Origin of the sequence: Natronorubrum sediminis (genome assembly GCF_900108095.1) — an archaeon.
GTDB classification, from domain to species: domain Archaea; phylum Halobacteriota; class Halobacteria; order Halobacteriales; family Natrialbaceae; genus Natronorubrum; species Natronorubrum sediminis.
Genome location: NZ_FNWL01000002.1, coordinates 480,242 through 504,299, shown reverse-complemented (window position 1 = coordinate 504,299; position 24,058 = coordinate 480,242). Strand labels below are relative to the sequence as shown.

General features: G+C 62.2%; 22 protein-coding genes. 15 read left to right on the top strand and 7 right to left on the bottom strand.

What is annotated here, in order from left to right; genetic code table 11:
* Nucleotides 1–162: 162 nt before the first annotated feature.
* Complete coding sequence (locus BLW62_RS09740; RefSeq protein ID WP_090506879.1) at nucleotides 163–1,506, top strand: alkaline phosphatase family protein; 1,344 nt, start codon at nucleotides 163–165, stop codon at nucleotides 1,504–1,506.
* Nucleotides 1,507–1,596: 90 nt separating this feature from the next.
* Here BLW62_RS09740 and BLW62_RS09735 read toward each other — a convergent pair whose 3' ends face one another.
* A complete protein-coding gene (locus tag BLW62_RS09735; protein WP_090506878.1) occupies nucleotides 1,597–2,604 on the bottom strand; it encodes an agmatinase family protein in 1,008 nt (335 codons plus the stop codon).
* Nucleotides 2,601–3,920 carry an aspartate aminotransferase family protein gene (locus tag BLW62_RS09730; protein ID WP_090506877.1) on the bottom strand — a complete coding sequence of 440 codons (1,320 nt, stop codon included), beginning with the start codon at nucleotides 3,918–3,920 and terminating at the stop codon, nucleotides 2,601–2,603. The genes BLW62_RS09735 and BLW62_RS09730 overlap by 4 nt, the downstream gene beginning before the upstream one ends.
* A gap of 86 nt (nucleotides 3,921–4,006) precedes the next feature.
* Between BLW62_RS09730 and BLW62_RS09725 the strand changes: the two genes are divergently transcribed.
* The 9 genes from BLW62_RS09725 to BLW62_RS09685 all read left to right on the top strand — a co-directional run bounded on the left by BLW62_RS09725 (nucleotide 4,007) and on the right by BLW62_RS09685 (nucleotide 12,948).
* Entirely contained in the window at nucleotides 4,007–5,029 is a 1,023-nt protein-coding gene (locus BLW62_RS09725; protein WP_090506876.1) for an NrpR regulatory domain-containing protein, read from the top strand.
* Between the two features lie 81 nt (nucleotides 5,030–5,110).
* The gene (locus BLW62_RS09720) at nucleotides 5,111–6,541 is read left to right on the top strand and encodes a sodium:solute symporter family protein (RefSeq protein ID WP_090506875.1); all 1,431 of its coding nucleotides are present in this window, start codon (nucleotides 5,111–5,113) and stop codon (nucleotides 6,539–6,541) included.
* Nucleotides 6,542–6,615: 74 nt separating this feature from the next.
* Nucleotides 6,616–7,035, top strand: a complete 420-nt coding sequence (locus tag BLW62_RS09715; protein WP_090506874.1) for a DUF371 domain-containing protein — start codon at nucleotides 6,616–6,618, stop codon at nucleotides 7,033–7,035.
* A 51-nt stretch (nucleotides 7,036–7,086) separates the two neighbouring features.
* Nucleotides 7,087–7,896 carry an endonuclease III domain-containing protein gene (locus tag BLW62_RS09710; protein ID WP_090506873.1) on the top strand — a complete coding sequence of 270 codons (810 nt, stop codon included), beginning with the start codon at nucleotides 7,087–7,089 and terminating at the stop codon, nucleotides 7,894–7,896.
* 133 nt (nucleotides 7,897–8,029) lie between these two features.
* Entirely contained in the window at nucleotides 8,030–8,680 is a 651-nt protein-coding gene (gene bluB, locus BLW62_RS09705) for a 5,6-dimethylbenzimidazole synthase (RefSeq protein WP_090506872.1), read from the top strand.
* Between the two features lie 273 nt (nucleotides 8,681–8,953).
* The gene (locus BLW62_RS09700) at nucleotides 8,954–10,084 is read left to right on the top strand and encodes an ABC transporter substrate-binding protein (RefSeq protein ID WP_090506871.1); all 1,131 of its coding nucleotides are present in this window, start codon (nucleotides 8,954–8,956) and stop codon (nucleotides 10,082–10,084) included.
* A gap of 41 nt (nucleotides 10,085–10,125) precedes the next feature.
* Nucleotides 10,126–11,277 carry an ABC transporter ATP-binding protein gene (locus BLW62_RS09695; protein ID WP_090506870.1) on the top strand — a complete coding sequence of 384 codons (1,152 nt, stop codon included), beginning with the start codon at nucleotides 10,126–10,128 and terminating at the stop codon, nucleotides 11,275–11,277.
* Nucleotides 11,274–12,152: an ABC transporter permease gene (locus BLW62_RS09690; protein WP_090506869.1), complete on the top strand. Its 879-nt coding sequence runs from the start codon at nucleotides 11,274–11,276 to the stop codon at nucleotides 12,150–12,152. Before BLW62_RS09695 ends, BLW62_RS09690 begins: the two co-directional genes overlap by 4 nt.
* Nucleotides 12,145–12,948, top strand: coding sequence for an ABC transporter permease (locus BLW62_RS09685; RefSeq protein ID WP_090507563.1), 804 nt, complete (start codon nucleotides 12,145–12,147; stop codon nucleotides 12,946–12,948). Before BLW62_RS09690 ends, BLW62_RS09685 begins: the two co-directional genes overlap by 8 nt.
* Before the next feature lie 47 nt (nucleotides 12,949–12,995).
* Here the strand turns inward: BLW62_RS09685 and BLW62_RS09680 are convergent, their stop codons facing one another.
* Both BLW62_RS09680 and BLW62_RS09670 read right to left on the bottom strand, forming a co-directional pair.
* The gene (locus BLW62_RS09680) at nucleotides 12,996–13,958 is read right to left on the bottom strand and encodes an EamA family transporter (protein WP_090506868.1); all 963 of its coding nucleotides are present in this window, start codon (nucleotides 13,956–13,958) and stop codon (nucleotides 12,996–12,998) included.
* Nucleotides 13,959–14,238: 280 nt separating this feature from the next.
* Complete coding sequence (locus BLW62_RS09670; protein ID WP_090506866.1) at nucleotides 14,239–16,173, bottom strand: beta-CASP ribonuclease aCPSF1; 1,935 nt, start codon at nucleotides 16,171–16,173, stop codon at nucleotides 14,239–14,241.
* Nucleotides 16,174–16,505: 332 nt separating this feature from the next.
* On the opposite strand from BLW62_RS09670, the gene BLW62_RS09665 reads away from it, so the two are divergent.
* Complete coding sequence (locus tag BLW62_RS09665; RefSeq protein WP_090506865.1) at nucleotides 16,506–16,988, top strand: DUF7984 family protein; 483 nt, start codon at nucleotides 16,506–16,508, stop codon at nucleotides 16,986–16,988.
* 12 nt (nucleotides 16,989–17,000) lie between these two features.
* Here BLW62_RS09665 and BLW62_RS09660 read toward each other — a convergent pair whose 3' ends face one another.
* Entirely contained in the window at nucleotides 17,001–17,660 is a 660-nt protein-coding gene (locus BLW62_RS09660) for a hypothetical protein (protein ID WP_090506864.1), read from the bottom strand.
* Between the two features lie 191 nt (nucleotides 17,661–17,851).
* Here BLW62_RS09660 and nucS point away from each other — a divergent pair, with 191 nt between their 5' ends.
* Nucleotides 17,852–18,592 (top strand): endonuclease NucS, encoded by a 741-nt coding sequence (gene nucS, locus BLW62_RS09655; RefSeq protein ID WP_090507562.1) that lies wholly within the window; start codon nucleotides 17,852–17,854, stop codon nucleotides 18,590–18,592.
* A 107-nt stretch (nucleotides 18,593–18,699) separates the two neighbouring features.
* Complete coding sequence (locus BLW62_RS09650) at nucleotides 18,700–19,158, top strand: DoxX family membrane protein (protein ID WP_090506863.1); 459 nt, start codon at nucleotides 18,700–18,702, stop codon at nucleotides 19,156–19,158.
* Nucleotides 19,159–19,235: 77 nt separating this feature from the next.
* On the opposite strand, the gene mutS is transcribed toward BLW62_RS09650, so the two are convergent.
* The gene (mutS, locus tag BLW62_RS09645) at nucleotides 19,236–22,037 is read right to left on the bottom strand and encodes a DNA mismatch repair protein MutS (RefSeq protein WP_090507561.1); all 2,802 of its coding nucleotides are present in this window, start codon (nucleotides 22,035–22,037) and stop codon (nucleotides 19,236–19,238) included.
* 335 nt (nucleotides 22,038–22,372) lie between these two features.
* Here mutS and BLW62_RS09640 point away from each other — a divergent pair, with 335 nt between their 5' ends.
* Entirely contained in the window at nucleotides 22,373–23,074 is a 702-nt protein-coding gene (locus BLW62_RS09640; protein ID WP_449289556.1) for an RAD55 family ATPase, read from the top strand.
* Nucleotides 23,075–23,103: 29 nt separating this feature from the next.
* Here BLW62_RS09640 and BLW62_RS09635 read toward each other — a convergent pair whose 3' ends face one another.
* Nucleotides 23,104–23,541, bottom strand: a complete 438-nt coding sequence (locus BLW62_RS09635; protein ID WP_090506861.1) for a universal stress protein — start codon at nucleotides 23,539–23,541, stop codon at nucleotides 23,104–23,106.
* Nucleotides 23,542–23,826: 285 nt separating this feature from the next.
* Here BLW62_RS09635 and BLW62_RS19285 point away from each other — a divergent pair, with 285 nt between their 5' ends.
* Nucleotides 23,827–23,958: a DUF7503 family protein gene (locus BLW62_RS19285; protein ID WP_449289555.1), complete on the top strand. Its 132-nt coding sequence runs from the start codon at nucleotides 23,827–23,829 to the stop codon at nucleotides 23,956–23,958.
* Nucleotides 23,959–24,058 lie beyond the last annotated feature (100 nt).

The window sequence follows — 24,058 nt, the reverse complement described above, 5'->3', positions numbered from 1 at the left end:
CGTCCGACGATTTCGACCCCGCCCCGCTCCGATCCCAACCCCTCTCACCAGAACTCAGCAACTCGAGCGCTCGGTGATCGCGTCACGTCAACGAGTGCCATCCCTTCTCAATACAGTGTTCCGAAACGAACCTTCTTGTATCCGGTTGAACTACGTCCGCCCATGGGTCTGTTCGACCGATTGCGGGGCGATGAAACGCCTCGAGTCGCATTTATTGGGATCGACGGCGTGCCGTACAGTCTCCTCTCGGAGAACGAAGAGCTGTTTCCAAACGTCGCTGCGATCGCCAACGACGGGACGGCCGGCGAAATATCGAGTATCGTCCCACCCGAATCCAGCGCCTGCTGGCCATCGTTGACCACCGGCAAGAATCCGGGTGAAACAGGCGTCTACGGCTTTCAGGATCGAGAGGTCGGCACCTACGATACGTACGTTCCGATGGGCAACGAGGTCCAGGCCGATCGCGTCTGGGATCGCGTCCAGGAGGAGGGACGGCGGGCGACGGTGATGAACGTCCCCGTCACGTTCCCACCGCAACGAAACGTCCAGCGGATGGTCTCGGGCTTTCTCTCGCCCGACCTCGAGAAGGCAGCGTATCCGGACGACGTTCGCGACTACCTCGAGTCGCTCGACTACCGTATCGACGTCAACCCGAAACTCGGTCACGAGGCGGACAAGGAAGCCTTCATCGAGGACGCTCACGAGACCCTCGACGCGCGCTTCGAGGCGTTCGAACACTACATCGAAGAAGACGACTGGGATCTGTTCTTCGGCGTCTTCATGACGACCGACCGGGTCAACCACTTCCTCTTCAAGGACTACGAACGCGACGGAGAGTACAAGGACGACTTTGTCGAGTTCTACCAAAAGGTCGACGACTACATCGGTCGATTGCGCGAGGCCTTGCCCGAGGACGTGACGATGATCGTCGCCTCCGATCACGGCTTTACGAGCCTCGACTACGAGGTCCACTTCAACGAGTGGCTTCGGGAGGAAGGGTGGCTCTCCTTTGGCACCGACGAGCCACAGGAACTGGGCGACATCGCCGACGAGACGACGGCCTACTCGTTCATCCCCGGGCGGTTCTACATCAATCTCGAGGGTCGCGAACCACGTGGCAGCGTCTCCGAAGACGAGTACGACGACGTCCGCGACGAACTCAAAGCCGACCTCGAGGCACTCGAGGGGCCGAATGGCAACCCGGTCGTCGACCGCGTCGTCGAGAAGGAAGCGGCGTTCCGGGGCGACCACGACGACATCGCGCCGGATCTCGTCGCGATTCCGAACAACGGCTTCGACCTCAAGTCCGGCTTCAAGGCCGATTCGGACGTCTTCACGACGGGACCGCGAAACGGCATGCACAGTTTCGACGACACCTCGCTGTACATCGATCATCCTGACGCGACGATCGGCGACGCCGACCTCTTCGATATCACGCCGACTATCCTCGACCTCATGGACGTCGAGTACAGTCGCGGCGATTTCGACGGAGCGAGCCTGATCTAAGCGTCACTCGATCGTCGACGGTCGAACGAACGAAAACGAGCGCGTCGATTTGTTTTCCTTGGAGGGGCGAAATAACGGACGCGAAAGCGGTTACGCGCTGGCGAATTTTTGCTCGAGGAATCGCACGAGGAGGTACGCCGCGAGTCGCTGGGTGCCCTCGGTCGGGTCGTACGTCGGCGCGACTTCCATCAGGTCGACCGCCCCGACGCTGTCTCGAGCGCCGAGGATGTCCATCACGGTGAGCGCTTCTCTGGCGGAGAGTCCGCCAGGGACGGGGGTTCCAGTGCCGGGTGCGACGGCCGGATCGACGCCGTCGATGTCGAAGGTGACGTAAACGGCGTCGACGCCGTCTGCGGCCGCGTCGATTGCGTCGGTGACGACCGAACGGATTCCCCGCTCGCGAACGTCGGCCATCGTAAAGAGGTTCAGCCCGGACTCGTCGGCGAACTCGAAGAAAGCGGGGCTCTCGTAGCCACGAATGCCGACGTGGCTCACGTTCTCGTACTCCGCGTACTCGGAGTCGGCGATGTGGTGGGTCGGCGAGCCGTGGAAGTGCTCGCCAAAGATGGCGCTCTCACTAACGGTATCCGTGTGCGCGTCGATCTGGACGAATCCGATGCTGTCGGCGTCGATTCCTTCCGCGAACCCTCGCACTGAGGGGTACGTACAGTAGTGATCGCCGCCGAGCAACACGGGAAACGCCTGTTCGGCCGCCGTCGCGACGTGAGCAGTAATGCTCTCGGCCGTCGTCTCTCGATCCATCGGGAAGATCGGCACGTCGCCGCAGTCCGCGACGGCGAACTGGGAGAAGTCGACTTGCTCTCCGCTGTCCATGTTCGTCAGGCCGCCTTTGTACCCCGAGAGGTACGCCCACCAGGCGCTGGCCCGTCGAATCGCTTCGGGTCCGTATCTCGCACCCGGGCGGTTGCTGACCGCACCGTCGTAGGGCGCGCCGAGTACCGCCGCGTCGACGTCGTCGAGATCGTCGACGCTTCGGGGGTCGCCTTTCAGGAACGTGTTGTGTCCCGCGTAGGCCAGTTCGACGTCCGATCCCGTCGTCTGCTCGCGAAACGCCGCCGCAGGCGACTGCTCGCTCATCGACCCACCTCCGACTCGAGCGCCGAGCGAAGCGCCGCGACGATCCGCTCGAGTTGGTCCCGGTCGATGGTCAACGGCGGTTGTAGGCGAATGACGTTCGAGTAGTAGCCGCCGACGCCGATGACGATACCTTCCTCGCGGAGATCGGCTGCGACGGACTTCGCCAACGTCGCGTCTGGTGCGGGGGCAACGCCTCGTGGCCCGTCGGTGGACGGATCGACGATCTCGAGCCCGTACATCAACCCGAGCCCGCGCGTGTCACCGACGACGTCGAACTCGGACTCCAGGGCTGCGAGTTCGTCCTCGAGCCACGCGCCCTGTTCGCGTGCGTTGTCGACGATCCCGTCCTGGAGTTCGTCGAGTGTCGCCAGCGCGGCCGCACAGGCGACTGGGTTCCCGCCGAAGGTCGAGAGGTGGTCTCCCGACTCGAAGGCGTCTGCGATCTCCTCACGGGCGGTGAACGCGCCCAGTGGGAGGCCGTTGGCAATTCCTTTCGCCTGGGTGATAATGTCCGGGACGACGTCGAAGTGATCGACGGCCCAGAGTTCGCCCGTTCGACCGTAGCCGGTCTGGACCTCGTCGGCGATCAACAGCGCGTCGTGCTCGTGAGCGATTTCCTGGACGCGCTCGAGCCAGCCCTCCGGCGGGACGATGATGCCCCCTTCGCCCATGACGGGTTCGACGACGATGGCTGCGAGGTCGTCTGCCGTGTGGGTGCCAATGACCCGTTCGACGTTCTCGGCGCACGCAGCCGTACACGTCTCGCCCTCACAGGAGGGACAGCGATAGCCGTATGGTGGCTCGACGTGGGACACGTCGTTTATCGTCGGTGCCATGCCGTTCTTGTAGGCCTTGTTGCCGGTCAGCGCGAGGCTCCCGAGGGTGCGACCGTGGAACCCCATCTCGAGGGCCAGCACTTCGGTGCTACCGGTGTACTTCCGTGCCAATTTGATCGCACCCTCGACGGCTTCGGTGCCGGAGTTACAGAAGAAGGACTTGGTGAGGTCCCCCGGCGTTTCCGTTGCGAGGCGTTCGGCGAGTTCACCGACGGGGGCGTTGGGGTGGACGTACGAACAGCCGTGGACGAACTCGTCGAGTTGATCTTTCGCCGCCTCGACGACGGCTTCGTTGTTGTGCCCGACGTTCGTCACCGAAATGCCCGAGAACGCGTCGAGATACTCGTTGCCCTCGAAATCCTCGAGCGTTTCGCCCGACGCGCGTTTGATGGGCACGTTGAGGTTCTTCCAGATCGGCGTGAGATACGCGTCGTACTGGTTCGTTACTGCCTCGTTCGACCGTGATGTCTGTTCCGACATGGTGGAAAGGTATTGCCACCATCTTTGGGGTGCACCACCAAAAGTGTGGGGTACGTTTATTTCCCAGGACTGGACAGTACTCACCAATGGCTGACTCTCTCGATCGTCGATCGTACGATCTCTTGCGTCTCATCGCCGACCGCGAGCCGATCGGCAGCATTCGACTGGTAGAGTCCATGCAACAGCGGGGATACTCGATCAAAGGACGAACCGTTCGTCTCGCGCTCTCTGATCTCGACGAACGCGGGCTAACGGAGAAGGTTCCCGGGAAGGGACGTCGACTAACGAACGAGGGCCGAGCGGAACTGACGCGTGGCGATATTCACGGTCGGCGCGAACAGGTGCGCGCACGAATCGCGACGTTAACGAGCCAGGTCACGTACGACCCCTTCGACGATACCGGCGAGGTGATCGCCTCGCGAGCGATCGTTCCGGACGACCACATCGACGACGCACTCGAGGCACTCGCTGCACTCAGCGAGACGCCGGTCGGACCGGTTCCGGTAGCGATCGAGCAGGCTGGCGACGAGTACCGACTGTTCGTCCCCTCGAGTCTCACGCTCGACGGCGTCTTACTCGCTCGCGGGATCAAAACTGATCTCAAGACGGCGGGGCTCGCGGAGTTCCATCCCGATCCAGACGCAACGGGGAGTCCCGCGTCCACCGCCTCTCACGCCGACGCGCGAAACGGCGGGACCATCGTTCGCTACACCGACGCGATCAGCGGAAAGCAATCTACGATGGACGTCGTGTCCCTGTTACTCGAGGCCGGTCGGACGACCACGAACCGGCTTCTCGATGGGGAGGATTCGGCCCTTTTAGTCGTCGACAACCGCGAAATCCCACTCGTTCGCTACGAGGAGACGCGCGATATTTCGGATGCGGTTCGAGATCGCCTCGGTGGCATACTCGACCTCCGGCGGCCACGAGCGAGCGGACCGTTCCCGCTCGAGACGCCGTCGTGGGATTTCGCCTCGCTCACGTACGGCGCGGGTGAAATCGCCCTCTCGATACTCGTCGAACGATCGTTACTGACGTCGTTCGAAACGCTCGCCGGCCTAACGGCTCGGAGCGAGTTCGAATCTGCTGCGAACACGGGCTTCACGTGATCGGTATCGGCAGTTTTGGGGTTCCGTACTAGCCACCCAGTCACGAAACTCCTAAATAGGATTAGGTGGCATGATGTTTCCATGACAGAGCTACTCATTGACGGCTCGATCGTCGCACTCTATTTCGCGGCGATGGTCGGCGTCGGGTACTGGGGATACCGACAGTCGGAATCGCTCGACGACTACTTCGTCGCGGGCCGAAACATCCCACTCTGGATGTACATTCCGGTGATGTCGGCGGTTATTCTCGGCGGGGCATCGACGATCGGCAGCGGCGGACTCGGCTACGAACACGGCGTCTCCGGTGCCTGGCTCACCATCTGGCTCGGCGTCGGTGTCGCGGCGATCGGTGTGCTCATCTCCACCGATTTGGCGAATCTCGAGGCCTACACGATCGGTGACATTCTCGAGCGTCGCTTCGACCAGTACTCCGGCACTGTCGGCGCGGCAATCGCGGGCGTCTACGCGCTGACGATCGCCATTACGCAGATCATCGCGATTGCGACAGCGCTCAACGCGCTTTTCGGCATCGAGATGACTCCAATGATCGTCGTCGCAGGCATCATCGTCGTCATCTACACTGCCCTCGGTGGGATGCTCTCCGTGACGATCACCGACTTCGTCCAGTGGTTCATCATGACGTTCGGTATTTTCCTGCTGGCACTGCCACTCGGCCTCGTCGAAGTCGGCGGCGTCTCGGGGCTAAGTGCTGAACTCGAGCCCTCGTACTTCAGTCCCACCGGAATTGGGGTCTCTACGGTCGTGAGCTACTTCCTCCTGTACTGTCTGGGGATCATGATCGGCCAGGACATCTGGCAGCGCGTCTTCACGGCCGATAGTCCAGAGACGGCCCGTATCGGAAACATCGCGACTGGGGCGTACGCGATTTTTTACGGAATCGCAACCGCAGTGCTCGGCATGATCGCGCTGATCCTGTTCCCGGGACTCGACAACCCCGATCTTGCACTCCCGATGATGGTCCTCGAGGTCATCCCCGTCGGCCTCTCGGGACTCATCCTCGCTGGCTTTATCTCCGCGATGATGTCGACCGCCGACTCGGCGCTGCTCGCCTCGAGCACCCTATTTACGAACGACGTCTACAAGCGCTTCGTCGACGACGACGCCTCGGACGAGCGCTATACGATGATCTCTCGACTGTTGATCCTCGTCCTCGGCGCGGGTGCAACTGCAACGGCCGTCTGGATCGGCGACGTCGTCAACGCGCTGACGCTCGCGTACAACCTGCTCGTCGGCTCTATCTTCGTTCCGATCTTCGGGGCGTTCTTCTGGAAAGGAGCGACCTGGCAGGGGGCGATCACTTCGATCGTCGTCAGTAACGTCGCCGTCGTGGGGAGTATGGTGCTCTACGGATTCGGATCTGACCTCCCGATCGTCATCGGACTGGCCATCAGCCTCGTCTGCTTCGTCGTCGTCAGCGTCCTCACCGGGCCGCCATCCAACAGGGAGGACACCGAGTGGATCGACACCGAGTCGACCGAACACTTCGAGTAGCTCATCCCCGCCGCCCCTACCTCGGGTGAATTCGAACCCGTTTTCCGACCGTAGCGAGTTCGCTGTCCTATCCAATGTCTCTCGAGGAAGTCATCCACGCTCGCGGTCACGAGCACGTTGCAGCCGAGCACGCGAGCACGTTCGAGGTCACGACGGACGACTATCTCACGCCGGCGGGCGACTGCATCCTCGCGATCGACGCCGACCGCGCGCCGACCGACTTCGACCCGGAGTTCGTCGACGCCTGCCGGGACGCGAACGCGACGATCACGATCACGATCGAAGCTGACGGCTACGCGGAGTCCGTGACGGGGCGTGGCGATCCCGACCTCGAGTTGACCAACGAGCGAAGTATCGTCGGCCGGACGAGCGAGTACGTCGACGACCGAACGATCGTGAACGACGCCGAGTTCGCAGCCGAGGGCTTCGATCGGGACCTCGTCGACGCGCTGGCCGACGGTGCCGCGGCGACGGTGACGATCAGCGTCGAGTGAGCGGAGAACGGGGCCCGTCGTCGTTTTGTCTCGTGGACTCCAAGGACCGCTATGAGCGACGATCCCGAGCCGACGGTCAACATCAGCGGCGGTACGGCTGGCGGCGGCGTGGCCGTCGAGTTCGACCCCGAGAGCGCGGACACTCGCGCGGAAGAAATCGTCGACCGATTAGGCGAACGCTACTGGCAGAAGACCTACGGCGGACAGGACGCCTTCACCTGCCTCGTCCGCACGATCTTGAGTCAGAATACGAGCGACAAAGCGAGTCAGCCCGCCCACGACGCGTTGCTCGAGCGCTACGGCGGGGAGGGAGACCTCGCAGAGTCCCTCGCCACTGCCGAACGCTCCCAGCTCGCCGAAACGATCAGCGCCGCGGGACTCTACAATCAGAAGTCCAAAATTATCATTGAGACGGCCGAGTGGGTGCTCGAGGAGTTCGACTCCGCCGTCGCCTTCGACGAGTACGTCACGGACGAGGCACCGGAGACGGTTCGTGACACGCTCCTCTCCGTCCGCGGCGTCGGGCCGAAGACTGCCGACTGTGTCCTGCTCTTTGCGGGGGGCCGCCCCGGAATTTTTCCCGTCGATACGCACGTCCACAGAATCTATCGCCGCCTCGGAATTGCGCCGGCCGACGCGGATCACGAAACCGTCAGGGAGGTCCTCGAGCGCGAGGTTCCCGCCCCAAAGTGTGGCTTCGCCCACACCGCGACGATCCAATTCGGCCGCGAGTACTGCACGGCCCGAAAACCGGCCTGTCTCGAGGATCCCGACGCCTGTCCGATGGGTGATCTGTGTGAGCAAGTCGGCGTCTACCCGGAGACGGACGAGGTGGTCGATCCGGCGGATGCGCCGGGGTAACCGACGAAGATTCGATTAATCGCGTCGTCTATTCTCGAGGCCTCCTTTATACGCAGGCGTCCCTCCGCGCCAGCGACGCTCCCGTCCGCGCCGATCATCGGGTTTAACCAACCGCACTTGATCTTCACAAACAATGGTTTCATTCACCGATGCAGAACGCGATGCGCTCTACAAGGCAATTTACGCGCGCCGGGACATTCGGCGATTTCGCTCGGATCCGGTGCCCGAGGACGCTCTCGATCGCCTAATTCAGGCCGCTCATCACGCTCCGAGCGTCGGCTTCTCCCAGCCGTGGGACTTACTCGTCGTCCGCGAGGACGAGACGAAAGCCGAAATCGCCGGGATTGCCGAGCGAGCGATCGCTGCCGCTCGAGAGGGCTACGAGGAGCCGCGTCGATCCGAGTTTGCTCAGTTGAAACTCGAGGGCATCCGCGAGGCACCGATCAACATCTGCGTCACCTGCGATCCGACGCGCGGGGAACCCCACGTACTCGGACGGAGTTCCATGCGAGAGACGGACGTCTACTCGACGTGTCTCGCCGTGCAGAACCTCTGGCTTGCGGCTCGAGCGGAAGGGGTGGGCGTCGGATGGGTGAGCGTGCTCTATCCTGCAGAGGTACGGGACGTATTGGAAATCCCGGCTCACATCGACCCGATTGCGTACCTCTGTATCGGCTATCCGGAGGGCGGCTTTCCCGAAAAGCCCGTCCTCGAAACCGAAGGGTGGCGCGAGCGACTCGAGGTGGACGAACTCGTCCACGAGGGAGGGTGGGGGGACGAGTGAACGTCCGGGCGGTGTGACGGAGGTCCGGGTCCCGCTCGTCGCCTGCGCGCACGTCTCGGACGGAGGCGAATGGGAGATGACTGTGGAACCGACGGGACCGATGGAACTGACGCCTGTGTCGGAGGAGTGACCGACTCATATCCATGATTGGTTTGGGGAGAGAGTCAACCGAGACGAACGCTCGAGTCGGCCTCGACCAACGACAGTCGTCTGTCCACTTCATCGGAGTTCACAACGTCTTTATGTCGCCATCAAAGAAGAACCGGATCACCAATGGCTGCAGACCCAGATGGGGTTGCAGAGACGAGCGAGACAGGTTCCGAATCAGTCGCCGACGCGTCGGCGATCTCGCGTCGAGGGCTGTTATCGACGACGGCGGTCGGTTCGGCCACCGCGCTGGCGGGATGTGCGGAACTCTTCGGTGGGGACGAGGGGCTCCGCGTCATGGTCTGGAGCGGGAACTACGCTGACCGGTTCGAAGATGGACTGGTGAGTCAGTGGGAGGCAGACCACGACACCGAGATCCAGATCGAACGCGGCTGGGGCGGCGTGTTAGAGCAGATACGAAACGCCCCCGAGGACGATCCGCCGTTCGACGTGACCGTCGCGGAGGGCAACTTCTACTACTACGGCCGTCAGGACGACCTCTTCGAGCCGATCGACCGAGACAACATCTCCAACGAAGATGAGATCATGGACTTCTTTACGGAGATTCGCGACCCCGAGTACGGGATGCCAGTCGACGGCGCGCCCTGTACGATCATCCACCGCGAGGACGCCGATGTCGACCCCGAAACGTGGGCCGACCTCTCCGGCGACACCGTCGCCGACAGCGAGGGCGTCGGCATCGACACCGGCTTCTGGTGGTACCCGATGTACGCCGCGGCGCTCGGGATGGGCGAGGAGGGCGACGCAGAAGAGATGTACGACGATACCAATCACGAGGAGATCCTCGACGGCGTCGACGAGTGGGGCGTCGACGAGTGGGCCAGTTCCGGCGAGGACATCTGGCAGGCGTTCGACAACGAGGCGATCGACGTCGCGCAGTGGTACTACGACCAGACGGCCTACGACATCGACGACGAAGACGGACTGACCCACACGATGCCCGAGCAGACGACGGGGTGGATCAACAACTGGTGTGTCGTCCGCGGCACCGACATGCAAGACGAAGCCGAGGAGTTCATCGACTTCATGCTGGACGCCGAGGTCCAGTCGGAGTGGGCCGAAACACACCCGATGATGTTCAGCAACGAGAACATCGAGTATCCCGAGGAACTCGAGGACGACCTCCCGACGACCGACGAGGAGGCTCGAAATGTCGCGTTCCCGGATTGGGAGTACCTCTCGGATTACGACGGCGAACTCTCCGAGGCGTTCGACAGTATGCAACACTCATCATAGACAACTCACACGGATTTCCATTTCACTTCATTTCAACAGTCATGACCGATATAACCCTGCAGAGACTCGAGAAACGATACGGAGAGACCACCGCCGTCGAAGACGTCTCCGTCGAGATCGACGACGGCGAACTGCTCTGCCTGCTTGGACCGAGCGGTAGCGGCAAGTCGACGACGTTGCGAATGCTCGCCGGCCTCGAGACGCCAACCGAGGGCGCGATCCGACTCGACGGCGAGGACGTCACCGATCAGCCGGCCTACGACCGAAACACGTCGACCGTGTTCCAGGACTGGGCGCTGTTCCCGCACAAGACGGTCCTGGAGAACGTCGCCTTCGGGCTCAAGATGCGCGACGTGTCGAAAGACGAGCGCCGAGAGCGCGCCCAGGCGATGCTCGAGCGCGTCCAGATGGGCGGCTACGGCGACGAGGATCCGACGACGCTGAGCGGCGGCCAGAAACAGCGCGTCGCGCTCGCGCGCTCGCTTGCCGTCAACCCGGATGTCTTGCTCTTGGACGAGCCGCTGTCGAATCTCGACAAACGACTCCGAGAAGACATGCAGATCGAACTTCGTGAGATCCACGACGACCTCGAGGAGACGTTCGTCCACGTCACCCACGACCAGGACGAAGCGTTCACGCTCGCCGACCGTATCGGCATCATGAACGAAGGCGAGCTGATCCAGGTCGGCGATCCGGACGAAGTCTACGAGAACCCCAAGAACCGGTTCATCGAGGCCTTCCTCGGCGACACCAACTTCGTCGACGCGACGGTTGTACAATCGCCGGGAGAGACGGTCGCCGTCGAAACCGAACTCGGTGCCGAACTGGTTCTTCCGAGCAGCAGCGACCACGGCCTCAAGGCCGACGACGAGCTCACGCTCTCGCTTCGACCGGAGATTCTCTCGATCGACCGGGGAGCGCCCGGCGCTGATACCACTTCGCCTGCCGATCAGCGGGCGGTCACCGACGGCAGCACGACCAACGCCGTCACGGGAACGATCGCGAACGTCATCTATCGCGGCTCGACCGTTCGCTACTCCGTGTCGATCGACGGCGCGTCGGTGTTCGCCGAGCGAACGAACGCGAGTTCGGGGTCGCTGTCGGCCGGCGACGACGTGACTCTCGAGTGGAACAGCGAAGACGTCCTCGCATTTCGCGCGGACGGAGTTCGTGTACCGCTTTATAATCCATGACGGAGATATCGTCCACCTCGACGTCGACGCTGTCGAACCCGATTAGCTCCGCCTGGTCCCGGCTGACTACCCAGTCGGGGTCGCGTCGCGCGCTGTTGCTCATGGCGCCGCTGATCGTGTTCGAACTCCTGATCTTCGTGATCCCGTTCGCGATCCTGTTGCGGATCAGCTTCGCCGCTCCCTCGAGCGACGGGGTGTACGCCGACGGAACGTGGTCGCTCGAGGCCTACCAGCAGGTCGTCGCCACCGACCTGATCTGGAGTATCGTCGGCTACTCGTTTTTCCTCGGTGCCGTCGTGACGGTGCTTTCCGTCGCGATCGGGCTGTTCTACGCGTACGCGATCTGGCGCTCGAGCGGGCTCGTGAAGTCGCTCCTGCTGTTTTCGGTCGTTCTCCCGTTGCTAACGACGCTGGTCATCCGGACGTACGCCTTCGATCCGCTGTTGCAACCCGCCGGCCTCCTGTACAGCACGGTCGGCGTCGTCATCGCACAGCTCTACATCGTCCTTCCGTACGCCGTGCTGGCGATTTACAGCGTCATGGCGACGACCGACTGGCACGTCGTCGAGGCCGCCCGCGACCTCGGGGCGAGTCGGCCGCGATCGGTCCTCGAGGTCGTCGTGCCGCAAGTGATGCCGGGAATCATCGTGGCGGCGGTGGTCTCGTTCGCCTGGAGCGTCGGGGCGTACGCAGCGCCGGAACTCCTTTCGAACAACATCACGTTCGCCATCTACGTCGAGCAGTTGATGCTCAGCGATATGAGCTACCCCACCGCAGCCGCGCTCTCGGCCGTCATGCTCGGTCTGATGTCACTCTGCATCGCCGCGATCTTTGGCGTCCTCAATCGATTCGGAGGTGAGTTCGAACTTGCATAGAGAAACCGTCGAAACCGTCGCGTTCCGCGCCGGCTACGTGGCGCTGTTCGCGCTCATGGTCACGCCGCTGTTAGTCGTCATCGCAACCTCGTTCTCGGACGGTGCCCGAATCGCGTTCCCGCCCGAGAACCTCTCGCTGGTCTGGTACGGCGAGTTCTTCAACAGGATCAACTGGCTCGAGGCCTTTACCAACAGCATCCTCGTCGGGGTCGGCACCGCGGTGCTCGCGACCGCGCTGGGCGTCCTCGGAGCGTTCGGCCAGGAGTTCGACGACGGCCTGTTAGGGACTGTTGTTGCACCGCTGGTTCTCGTGCCGTTGTTGATCCCTCCCGTCGTCCTCGGCATCACACTCTTGATCTACTTCAACGAAGTCGGCCTTCGGGGCTCGTACGCGAGTATCATCCTCGCACATACCCTCTGGGCGACGCCGCTGGTCTACTTCGTGATGCGGTCGGTGTTCAGCCGTTTCGACTGGCAACAGTTAGACGCCGCTCACGACCTCGGTGCCGGCCCCGTCCAATCGTTCGTCCACGTCGTGCTCCCGAACGTGAAACACGGCGTCTTCGTCGGTGCCCTGCTCGCGTTCATCATCAGCCTTCAGGAGTTCGTGATGGCGCTGTTCCTCTCGACATCCAGCACCGAGACGATCCCCGTTCTGGCCTGGACCGAACTCCGGCAGGCGATGGATCCGATGGTGAGCGTCGTCTCGACGTTCCTCATCCTCATCTCGCTCGGTGCGCTTTCCCTCGCGGTGATCGCGACGAACCTCGAGTGGGTTTCGAAGCAACTCTCCTGACGACTCGAGACGCTCCTCGAGTCGGTTCCGTTCGCCGTCGTCGACCCTCAACCGTAGCTGAGCTGAATCAGTATCGTCCCGGCGAGGATGATCACCGACGCCGACGCCTTCTGCACCAGCGTGAACGGATCGAACTGCTCCGTCAGGAGCGCCGGTGCGAGCTTCGACAGCGTCAGCGCGCCGACGAAGACCAGCAGCACGTCGAGTTTGGTGATCGCCGTCGCCAGCGAGACGGGGCCGTGCTCGAGCGCTCGCAGAAACGTAAAGAGCGCGACAGCGTTCAACAGACCCCCGACGAGCAGCAGTTGGGTGCCGTTCGTCAGTCGCCAGTGACTGCCCTCGGAATCGTCAGCCCGGAGCCGTGAGCCGGCGTGGAGCGGTGCGATCGCGACGACCGACAGCAGGCCGCCGAGGCTAATCCAGAAGAGGAGTTCGACGGTTCCGAAGCTGTCGGTTAACGCCTTCATGCCCGTGTTGAGTACCGCGAAGGCAACTGCGGCCCCGGCGGCGATGGCAACCGTCGGAAGGCGCAGTCGCTCGAGGACGGACCCCTCGCCGTGTTCGTAGGAAATTGCGAGCGCGCCGAAGACGACGAGGCCGACCCCGCCGTAGACGCCCGGCGGAAACGCCTCACCGAGCAACACGTAGCCGAGGATCAACACGAAGATGATTTCCATCGCCAGCGCCGGCACGAACCGCGAGACGTCCCCGTTGACCAGTCCCCAGTAGTAGACGCCGTAGGCTACCGTCGAGACGACGCCGAAAGCGAGCGCCGCCAGTACCGACGCCGATAGCAGGACCGACGTCACGCTGCGCTCACCGCCCGTAAGCGCCGACCATTCGAGGGCGGCCCCGCCGAGAACGTAGACCGCATAGAAGGGGACGCAGGTGTAGACGGTCAACAGAATCGGATCGTCGATTTCCGTACCGCTGACGACTTTCGAGAGCAGGGCGATCCCTGCGTAGACGGTGGCAGTCACCAGCGCGTAGCCGAACCAGATCGATGTCACGCAACGATCACCGCAGTGTGCTGGCGTTCAGTTCGAAGACAGTCGCGAGCAGCAGAGTCGAGACGCAATCGAAATCCGTGGCCGTCCATCCCTGCCGACGAAACCACTCGAGGCGGAAAAATCGGACGAAGCCACCGAATCCTGTGTTGCGTCGCAATCGCTGATCGCCCACCGTGGTTGGTGCAGACAGCTGCCGTTCGTTCACGGCGAACGCTCGGGTCACGGGTGAATGAAGCGGCCCGCGAGGGAACCAAAAATCACGAAGCGGTTTCGGAGACTGTTACAGGAACCGGAACGTCTCGAGGTTCTTCGGTGCGAACGTCCGCATATTGTAGTCGTGATAGAGCGCACTCGAGAGGTCTTGCGTCGAGCGTTCGTCGCCGTGAACACAGAGGACTTTCTCCGGGCGCGGGTTCATCGTCTTGACGAAGTTCTCGAGGCCGGCACGGTCGGCGTGGCCGGAGAAGCCGTCGACGGTTTCGACGTTCATGTTCAGCGAGAGGGTGCCACGGCCGTTGCCGCCACCCATCGCGCCGACTTCGCTGGTCGGAATCTCGTCCCAGCCGTTCTGGATGCGCCGACCGAGAGTTCCCTGTGCCTGGTAGCCGACGAAGATCAGCGTCGAATCCGGATCCGGACCGATGTGGCCGAGCCAGGACATGATGGGACCGCCGGTGACCATCCCCGACGTCGAGAGGACGATGCAGGGTTCGCCGTCAGCGACCTCCTGACGCTCCTCCTCGCCGGCGTCGATATGGTTGAACTCCTCGGCGAGGAACGGATTCTCGTCGTCGTGGAAGATCCGATCTCGGAGGTCGTCGCGCAGGTACTCGGGATAGGTCGTATGGATGGCCGTCGCCTCCCAGATCATCCCGTCGAGGTGGACTGGCATCCGGGGGATGTCGCCGCTGCGCATCGCCTGTTCTAAGACGAGCATGATCTCCTGAGAGCGACCGACTGCGAATGCGGGGATCACGACCTTGCCGCCACGCTCATAGGTCTCCGTGATGACTTCTTTGAGCGTTTCCTCGGAGTCTTGTTGGTCGGTCTGGTAATCGTTCCGACCACCGTACGTCGACTCTAAGACGAGCGTCTCGACGCGCGGGAAGTCGTTGGTCGCCCCGTTGAACAGGCGGGTGTCCTCGTAGTGAATGTCCCCGGAAAACGCGACGTTGTAGAGGCCGTCTCCGATGTGGAAGTGGCTGACAGCCGAGCCGAGGATGTGCCCCGCGTTGTGGAAGGTGAGTTTGACGTCGGGCGCGATGTCCGTGACGTCGCCGTACTCGAGTGGAATACAGTGTTTGATCGCTTCACGAACCTGTTCGCTTTCGTATGGGGGCGTGCGTCCTTCCTTGGCGGCGACGTCGAGATAGTCGAGCGTGAGCAGCCCCATCAGGTCTCGCGTTGGCTCGGTACAGTATATCGGGCCGTCGTAGCCGTATTTGAACAGGAGGGGGATGAGCGCGGAGTGGTCGAGGTGGGCGTGCGTGAGGACGACGGCGTCGATTGTCTGTGGACCAGCGCCGAAGGCCTCCGGTGCGTGGAGGTAGGGAACCTCACCCTCCGCACCGGGTTTGTCACCACAGTCGACGAGAATCCGCGTTTCGGGTGTCGAGAGGATGAACGAGGCGCGTCCGACCTCGCGACAGCACCCGAGCGTCGTGATACGGACGTACTCGTCGTCGGACATCTCCTCGCGGTGGATCTGTCGGCCGACCGTCTCGAGGATGTCCCGTCGCTCGTCGCGTTCTTGCTTGAGGAAGCTCCGGACGTTCGACACCGTGGAGGATTCGATCGGTGGGGTGCGAACGACTTCGGGCGTCCAGCCGACGTTCTTGGTGATATCGCGGAGCGTCGAGCCGTGGCGGCCGATCACCATGCCCGGCTTTTCGGCTTCGATGACGACCTCACCGGTATCTGCGTGAAAATCGAGATCGGTGACGCCGGCTTCTTCCGGAATGACGTCCATGATCTCTTCGCGGGCCTCTTCGGGCCGCGAGAGCACGCTCGGGTCGGGGCGAACGGTGATCCGCTTTCGAAGCTTACTCGCGAGTTTTCGAATGAGGTCGCCCTTCTGGGCGAACTTCTTCGGGTCACGCGTGTAGACCACCAGTTCGGGGCCTTCGTATTTCACCGAGGAGACCGAGATGTCGGCCGGTAACTCGCTCGTGATCTCTGCTTGCAAATCGTCGAGTTGCTGCTCTACAGTACTCATATGTCGCCAATTGTGGCTTGCGTGAACTCGCCGACTGGAATGCGTGTCGAATGGGAGTCGAGTGATCGGGGACCGACGAACGCATTAATAACACGACCGCCACGACGTGTCAGACGCAGTATCGTCGAGCGCCGTCGTGAAACACCGTCTGTCGTAGACGGTGTACGATCCCGAATCATCGCGTTGTCCCGTGCTGTGACGAACACGCTCCCAGGTCGGTGTCCTGGTTCGTGCGGGAAGATGCCAGGGAGAACCCGCTTATTCGACGCTATTATTTGCGTCGTATATAAGCCTTCGCAAAAACCAGGGATCTCCGACACGAACGGGGGGCTATGGACCTCACACCGGCGCGTGTCGTCACGGAACGCGATTGGGTCGCAACGCGAGCGGGAACCGTCGTCCCCATCATCAACGACGTCCGAGACGATCTCGGAGGGATTTTCGAGACGAACGTCGATCACGTCACCGAAGAACAGTATCTCGAGGAAGTCGACGCCGTCTTCGCGGACGGCGACCTCGCGGTCAACGTCGCCGCGATGGTCGCGATCCTGCGAGAACTCGACGTCGAGGGGGATTATCCCGGCTTCGTCGTCGACGAACTCCTCGGCCGCGAACTCGCGGCGACCATCGCCGGCACGCAACCGTTGCGGACCCTCGGCGAGGCCACGTTTCACTACGCGGATCTGCAGGTACACGGACCCGAAAGCGAAAATGCGGGAGTCGACGACCTCGAGGCGGCCCTCGCTGCCGGGTTCCAAGAGCGGATTCCCGGCTGGGACTGGACCGAGCGCGAGAGTCCGTTCAGCGTCGAGTAATGGTCGCGCTGACTACCCTTCGTCGTCGCCCGCGTCGCTGTCACCGTCGTCGCTCGAGTCATCCTCGCCGCCTGAATCGTCGTCAGATTCAGACTCGTCTTCGTCCGTATCATCGCCATCGTCGTCGTCAGCGTCCTCGTCACCGTCTTCTACTTCGTCCTCGTCCGGTTCTGGCTCTGGCTCGGGTTCGGGTTGACCGTCGTCCGATCCCAGCGCTATTTCGTACTCCTCGCCAGCGAGAAGGCCGTCTATCTCGCCTTCTTGGAGCAACTCGATCAAGCGCTCTTCCGAACCAGATAGCAAGAACGCACCCTCTTCGCCGACGCCGGCTTCGATCGTAATCTCGTCGTCGTCGGCGTGCGCCGACTCGAACTCGACAGCGGTGGACATCACGATTTCTTGTTGGCGAGCCATCATCTCCTGTTCGACTTCGGCTTCGTCGATTTCACCGGCTTCGACCTCGGCCATCACCTCCTCTTGGAGTTCCATCATCTCCTCGTCGGGAGGGTGCGTAAGGGCGGTCACGCCCTCGGATGGCTCGATATCCGGCTCTTCGTCGACCTCGAGTTCCTCGTCGTTGTCACCGACGAGTGAGCTACAGCCAGCGAGTGATGCGGTCGCCCCCGCGCCGGTCAATTGCAGTACACGGCGTCGGGTCGGATCGGGTGTCATCGTGGCCGGATTTCAGGGGCGTGGTCGAATAAACCCTCGTACTCGCTGTGTGCACCCGAATCGTCCTGTCGTGGCCTCGGATCGGTTCGCTGTTGGAGGCACCCGCCGACCGTCCGGGGCGCTTTTAGGGATCGGTCGGCTACGACTCTGCAGTGACGTCCGGCCAGCCGTCTGCGAAATCCTCGACCGCGATTACCCTCGAGCAGCCCTCGCTCGAGGGGGCCCGCGATGCCGTGGTCGCCGGAATCGACCGAGACGCCCTCGTGACGATCTTCGGACGCTGTACGGTCGAGTACGACGGCCGCGCCTCGAGTACGCTCGAGGCGGGCGACAGACACGTCATGCTCAAACCGGATGGGACGACGCTCGTCCACACCGACGAGGGCCAACAGCCCGTCAACTGGCAGCCCCCGGGCTGTGAGCACGAGGTGTACTGCGAGGATACCGAGGAGACGACGAGCGAGCCGGCGCTCGTCCTCGAGAGCCAGCGCTCGACACCCGAGGAGCACCTCCTCGTGCAGTTCGAGCGCGTGTTGCAGGTGTCGACGTTTTCCGGAACCGACGAAACCGACCTCACACTTTCGGGGACCGAAGCGGACCTTCGCACGCGCATTCTCGAGAATCCCGACCTGCTCGAGCCCGGATTCACGCCGCTGGCAACCGAACGAGCGACGCCGGCGGGTGCGATCGACATCTACGGCGAGGATACGGCCGGACGGACGGTCGTCGTCGAACTCAAACGCCGCCGCGTCGGCCCCGACGCCGTCGGTCAACTCCGGCGGTACGTCGACGCCCTCGAGCGCGACCTCCACGCCGACGCGTCGCTACGGGGGATTCTGGTCGCCCCCTCCGTCACGGACCGGGCCAGCCGACTTCTGGGCGAACACGGCCTCGAGTTCGTCTCGCTCGAGCCACCCGGTGACTCGCAGTAGCCCGATTCTCCATCGATTGGTTTCGCTTCGACGGGGTCCGCTCTCATCGGCGATCCATGCACCTGCTACCCGGACACCTACTCCCCCTCGAACTGTGCGTGATATCCATGCGAGTACGATCGGAGTCGACCGCACGCCAGAATCGCTCGAGCGACGAATCCGCCGACTCGAGTTCGACAGCGCCGATCACCGAGACACCGATCTTCCGTCTCGGGAGAGCACTCTTCGGCGGCATTCTCGCCTTCAACGCGCTCGAGAACCTGCGGAATCTCGAGGAACGAATCGCCTACGCCGAGGCGAAGAACTCCCCCAAGCCGGGCCTCTCGGTCCCGACGATCAGTGCGGGCTTACTCGTCGGTGGCCTCGGCGTCGCACTCTGGCGCGTGCCCGCGGCGGCCGCCGCAGCGGTCGCGGGCTTTCTGCTCGGCGTGACGCCGGTGATGCACGACTTCTGGAACGTCGACGACCCCGAGCAGCGACAACAGGAGTTGATCCACTTTCTGAAGAATATGGCGCTGTTCGGTGCCGCGCTCGCGTTCCTCAAAATCGGCCAGCAATCGGCGTGATACCCGGATACAAACGAGAATTGGTCTCTACGGGGAATCAGACCCTACTGAAGGTGCCCCAGATTCAGCCTCACCTGTCACTCCTCGAGTAACCGTTTCAATCGATCGAGTTCGGTCAACGCTTCGACGGGCGTGAGGTGTGCGAGGTCGAGCGCTCGGAGTTCGTCGGCCACGTCGGTCGAGACTTCGTCGACGTCCGCTTCGCCACCTAACGAGGGTCGCGACCCGACGGTTCGCTCACCCCCGTCGGCGCTCGCGAGCGCTGCAGTTGGATCAGCGTGCTCGTCCCCTTCGCCACCCTCGAGACCAACCCCGCTATCGCGTTCGGCCGTGTCCGCAACTAGTTCCCTCGAGCGTTCGACGACCTCGTTGGGAACCCCCGCAACGGTGGCGACCGCGACACCGTAGGACCCGGTCGCCGCACCCGGCGCGATATCGTGGTGAAAGACGACGTCGTCGTCGCGCCGTTCGACCTCGAAGTGGAGCGAAAACGCCGACTCGAGGTCGTCGGCGAGTTCCGTCAGGGGGTGGTGGTGAGTCGCGAAGAGCGTCGTCGCACCGACGTCGTCGTGGAGGTGCTCGGTGATCGCCTGGGCGATGGCGAGTCCGTCCGCCGTCGAGGTTCCGCGGCCGACCTCGTCGAGTAAGACCAGCGAGCGCTCGTCGGCCTCCTCGAGGATCGTCGCGAGTTCGTCCATCTCGACCATGAACGTCGAGCGACCGCCCGCGATGTCGTCGCTCGCACCGACTCGAGTGAAAATCCGATCAACGGGAGTGAGTCGCGCGGCGGTCGCCGGAACGAAGCTCCCGACCTGTGCGAGCAAGACGATCTGTGCGACCTGTCGCATGTACGTCGACTTACCCGACATATTCGGCCCCGTGATGATGGCCAGTCGCTGCTCGGGCGTCAGTCGAGCGTCGTTGGGCACGAACGACTCCTGCGTTCGCTCGACGACTGGATGACGACCGCCGTCGATCTCGATCTCGAGGCCAGCGTCTTCCTCACCCGTCTCGTGCTCGAGCAGTTCGGGGCGACAGTAATCGTACTGTGCGGCGACGTCCGCCAGCGAGACGAGTGCGTCGAGCGTCGCGAGGGCGTCCGCAAGGTCCTGCACTCGTTCGACTTCGTCCGCGGTCGTCCGGCGGATCTCACAGAAGAGTTCGTACTCGTGCTCGTCGGCACGCTCTTGTGCGCCGACGATCTGGTCCTCTCGTTCTTTGAGTTCCGAGGTGACGAATCGTTCCGAGTTCTTGAGGGTCTGTCGACGCTCGTAGTTCTCGGGCACCGACTCGAGGTTTGGGTTCGTCACCTCGATGTAGTAGCCATGAACCGAGTTGTAGCCGACTTTCAACGAGTCGATGCCCGTCCGTTCGCGCTCGCAGTCCTCGAGGTCGTCGATCCACTGTTTGCCGTCGCGGGCGGTCGAGCGCAACTCGTCTAAGTGTTCGTCGTACCCGTCGGCGATAATTCCACCGTCCGTGATCTCGATCGGCGGGTCCGAGACGATACCGTCGTCGATCAACTCGCGCACGTCGGCCAGCGGATCGAGACGCTCGTGAAGGTCGAGCAGGCGCTCGCAGTCGGCGTCGGCCAGGCGCTCTCGAACGTCGGGGACGACGGCTAACGTATCGCGCAGCGAACGCAGGTCGCGTGCGTTCGCTCGTTCGCGAGAGATGCGTCCGATCAGTCGCTCGAGATCGTAGACGGCCCGGAGGTCGTCGTGTAGCGATTCCCTCGTCTGGACGTCCGACTGTAACTCCGAGACGGCGTCGAGTCGCGCGTCGATCCGTCGGGGCTCGAGCAGCGGGCGACGGATCCAGTCGCGAAGCCGCCGGCCGCCGAGTGCACAGGCCGTCTCGTCGAGCACGTCGACGAGCGTCGCGTCTTCGCGACCCTGCACGGCCCGCGGCTCGAACAACTCCAGACTCTCGAGCGCCACGGCATCGAGCAGCAGGTACTCCCGCGGGTCGTAGCGCGTGAGGTGCGTGATGTACTCGAGACGGGTTTCTTCGGAACTGGTGTCGGCGGACTCTGCCCGGTTGGTTCCGTCGCCATCGTCGCCGCCGCTTCGCTCGTCTGCGCCGCGCTCGCCCTCGTGCGTGCCGCCACGGACGTACTCCGCGTACGCGAGCAACGCGCCGCAGGCGCTGATTTCGACCGCACTCGCCAGGAGCGCGTCGGGGTTACGGACGTACCTCGAGAGGCTGTCTTCCGCTTGCTCGCGTTCGAAGGTGTTCGGGTCGAACGGCGTCACCATGCACGTCTCGGGAAGCAGATCCGTCGGTGCGTTCGGCCCGACGATGGCTTCCGACGGATCGAACCGACTCACTTCGTCGGCGATGGTCTCGTTCGCGCTCGAACTCGTCGCGAGAAAGTCGCCCGTCGAGACGTCAAGCAGGGCGAGCGCGATTTCGTCCTCGGTCTGTCCGCTCGAGTGTGGGTCGCCGGCGAGGGCGGCGACGAAATTGTTGTCGTCGCTGGCGAGGAGTTCGTCCTCGGTGAGCGTTCCCGGCGTGATGACTCGCGTTACGGCCCGTTCGACGACTCCCGGTGACTCGCCCGGCTCTTCGACCTGATCGGCGACGGCGACCCGGTAGCCGGCCTCGAGTAACGTCTCGATGTACGACTCGGCGTTGTCGATCGGAATGCCGGCCATCGGGTACTCGCCGGTACTGTCCTCTCGGCTGGTAAGGGCGATTTCGAGCAGGCGGGCGGTTCGCTCGGCGGCCCCACAAAATGCCTCGTAGAAGTCGCCGACCTGAAAGAGCACGAGCGCGTCGTCGTAGCGGGTGCAGAGATCGTGGTACTGACGCATCATCGGCGTCAACTCGTCGCGTTTCTCGGCCATCTTTTCGGGTGGGCCAAGCGCCGGATCCATACCGAGAATGCCGGCCCCGAACGCGGAAATAGCTTGCTGGATCAACCGGTCGACTCGAGACGACGCGGTAGTAGACAGCGACGCGTCACCCGAGAATGGCCCGATAACCATCAGAAAATTATCGTGTTCGAGTGAGAGGATTTGTGGAGAGAACGTGCCCAGGTTCGACTCGTCTCGTCGCTTCCTTTTTATAAATGTATAAGATAGTTATTACTACTATCTCGAGTCGAGACCGATTTCAGAAGGCGAGGTGTGGACGGGGTAGAGGGTTTGAGAAAAGCAATTCCTATTCGTAACGCGTGGAGTTATAACGCTGTATTTCTAATTCACAGATAATGAACGAATCCCAGCTCACCGGTCTCGACGTTTTGGACCGACAGTTCAACGGAGGTGTACCAAACGGGTCTATCGTAAGTCTGTTGACAGACCCAATGACCGAAGGAGAGGTCCTGTTACGGAAACTGACTGTTGCCGAAACCGTCCTGTATATCACGACGGTTCGTACGCCCGAGACGGTTCGTGAGTGGTTAACCGACGCCGAAGCACTATCAACGCGCCCTTACTCGAGGCCGTCCGCCTCGGATTCCAATACTCACCAACCCGAGAGCGTCTCGGTGACGATCACGTTCGCAGACTTTGAGACGCCGCTTTCAGCTGTTGAGCAGAAGATTGCTGCACTGTCCGCTCCGACGACGATTATCCTCGACTCGATCAACCGTCTCGAAGACGAGTCCGAACAGGAGTATCTACAGTTTCTCACGCGACTGCAATCGATCGTCCACGACGCGGGTCACGTTCTCTACGTCCACGTACTCAACGACGGGCAACTGGAACCGACGGAAATCACGAATCGAGAACACACGCTCAACGTTTCTGACTCGGTCTGGACACTCTCGAGTGAGCGAACCGATTCTGCTATCGAGCACTATCTATCGATCGAGAAGAATCGATTTGGACCCGTCCTCTCTGAACCCCTCGAGTTGAACTTCGACGACGGCGTCAGCGTCGATACCTCGCGGTCGATCACGCTGTCCTGAAACGCGTTGAGGGCGATACCGAACGGCGTTCACGCGGTGAATACGGGAACGTCGAGTTCGCCGATCGCTCGATTCGTGACCGAACCGATGAGGGGTTTGTCCGGGTCAGATCGGCCGCGTTTGCCCATGACGACGAGGTCGATGCCGTGCTCGTCGACGTACTCCCGGATAGCCTGGAGGGGCGTATTCGGCGTGACCGTCGTTACGGTCTCGACCCCGGCATCGTCCGCGAGTGCCTCGATCTCCGCTACGAACGTCTGTCCTTTCTTTTCGATTCGTGTTCGTGTTTCTTTGATATCGCTCGGAACAGCGACGAAGTCGGCGTCGCCCATGTCGATCGCGTACAGGACGTGTACAGTCGCAGCGTTTCGTTGGGCCAATTTGATCGCCTGCTGGGCACCGTTGTAGGCCGCCTCGCTCCCGTCAGTCGGGACGAGGATATCGTCGAATTCGTCGGTCGCGTTCATAGGTGTCATACCACGCGTAAAGAAGTGATTCTTGCCCATGCTAGTCGCCACACGGGAACGTTACGAGGACTGCTCAACCCGATGAACCTCTTGGGCGAATCCCTCGAGCGTACCCCTCAGGAAACGACCGGTAGTAATCGACTATTGCTCCCTAATTAGTAGGCTACGGGATGACTAGACAAAGTAAATCAACTATTTCTATTTAATCACTCCATTGGAATATTATTTCATTCAGCGTTTAAAACCAAAAAGCCCACAATAACACCCTCCTGATGATCAGTTGCAATGTCCGAGAGAAACCCATGCACGGATTACCTGGCGAACAACCCACGATTAATCGGCGCGCTGTTTACGATTTGCCTGCTCATTTCCCAGGCCGGAACCGCAGCTGCAGCGAACGGTGGAACGATCTCGTAAGTGCGCTCACCAGTTTCGAATTCGAACGGCTTTTCTTGCGGACATCGTCGATAGGACACTAGCCTCGCACGTATCGGTCCCAGACGACACCACCTCGAGT

Bases quoted from the DNA above. Each gene is read 5' to 3' on its own strand.
- BLW62_RS09740 (WP_090506879.1), top strand. From the start codon at position 163: ATGGGTCTGTTCGACCGATTGCGGGGCGATGAAACGCCTCGAGTCGCA.
- BLW62_RS09735 (WP_090506878.1), bottom strand. From the start codon at position 2,604: ATGAGCGAGCAGTCGCCTGCGGCGGCGTTTCGCGAGCAGACGACGGGA.
- BLW62_RS09730 (WP_090506877.1), bottom strand. From the start codon at position 3,920: ATGTCGGAACAGACATCACGGTCGAACGAGGCAGTAACGAACCAGTAC.
- BLW62_RS09725 (WP_090506876.1), top strand. From the start codon at position 4,007: ATGGCTGACTCTCTCGATCGTCGATCGTACGATCTCTTGCGTCTCATC.
- BLW62_RS09720 (WP_090506875.1), top strand. From the start codon at position 5,111: ATGACAGAGCTACTCATTGACGGCTCGATCGTCGCACTCTATTTCGCG.
- BLW62_RS09715 (WP_090506874.1), top strand. From the start codon at position 6,616: ATGTCTCTCGAGGAAGTCATCCACGCTCGCGGTCACGAGCACGTTGCA.
- BLW62_RS09710 (WP_090506873.1), top strand. From the start codon at position 7,087: ATGAGCGACGATCCCGAGCCGACGGTCAACATCAGCGGCGGTACGGCT.
- bluB (WP_090506872.1), top strand. From the start codon at position 8,030: ATGGTTTCATTCACCGATGCAGAACGCGATGCGCTCTACAAGGCAATT.
- BLW62_RS09700 (WP_090506871.1), top strand. From the start codon at position 8,954: ATGGCTGCAGACCCAGATGGGGTTGCAGAGACGAGCGAGACAGGTTCC.
- BLW62_RS09695 (WP_090506870.1), top strand. From the start codon at position 10,126: ATGACCGATATAACCCTGCAGAGACTCGAGAAACGATACGGAGAGACC.
- BLW62_RS09690 (WP_090506869.1), top strand. From the start codon at position 11,274: ATGACGGAGATATCGTCCACCTCGACGTCGACGCTGTCGAACCCGATT.
- BLW62_RS09670 (WP_090506866.1), bottom strand. From the start codon at position 16,173: ATGAGTACTGTAGAGCAGCAACTCGACGATTTGCAAGCAGAGATCACG.
- BLW62_RS09665 (WP_090506865.1), top strand. From the start codon at position 16,506: ATGGACCTCACACCGGCGCGTGTCGTCACGGAACGCGATTGGGTCGCA.
- BLW62_RS09660 (WP_090506864.1), bottom strand. From the start codon at position 17,660: ATGACACCCGATCCGACCCGACGCCGTGTACTGCAATTGACCGGCGCG.
- BLW62_RS09650 (WP_090506863.1), top strand. From the start codon at position 18,700: ATGCGAGTACGATCGGAGTCGACCGCACGCCAGAATCGCTCGAGCGAC.
- mutS (WP_090507561.1), bottom strand. From the start codon at position 22,037: ATGGATCCGGCGCTTGGCCCACCCGAAAAGATGGCCGAGAAACGCGAC.
- BLW62_RS09640 (WP_449289556.1), top strand. From the start codon at position 22,373: ATGAACGAATCCCAGCTCACCGGTCTCGACGTTTTGGACCGACAGTTC.
- BLW62_RS09635 (WP_090506861.1), bottom strand. From the start codon at position 23,541: ATGAACGCGACCGACGAATTCGACGATATCCTCGTCCCGACTGACGGG.
- BLW62_RS19285 (WP_449289555.1), top strand. From the start codon at position 23,827: ATGTCCGAGAGAAACCCATGCACGGATTACCTGGCGAACAACCCACGA.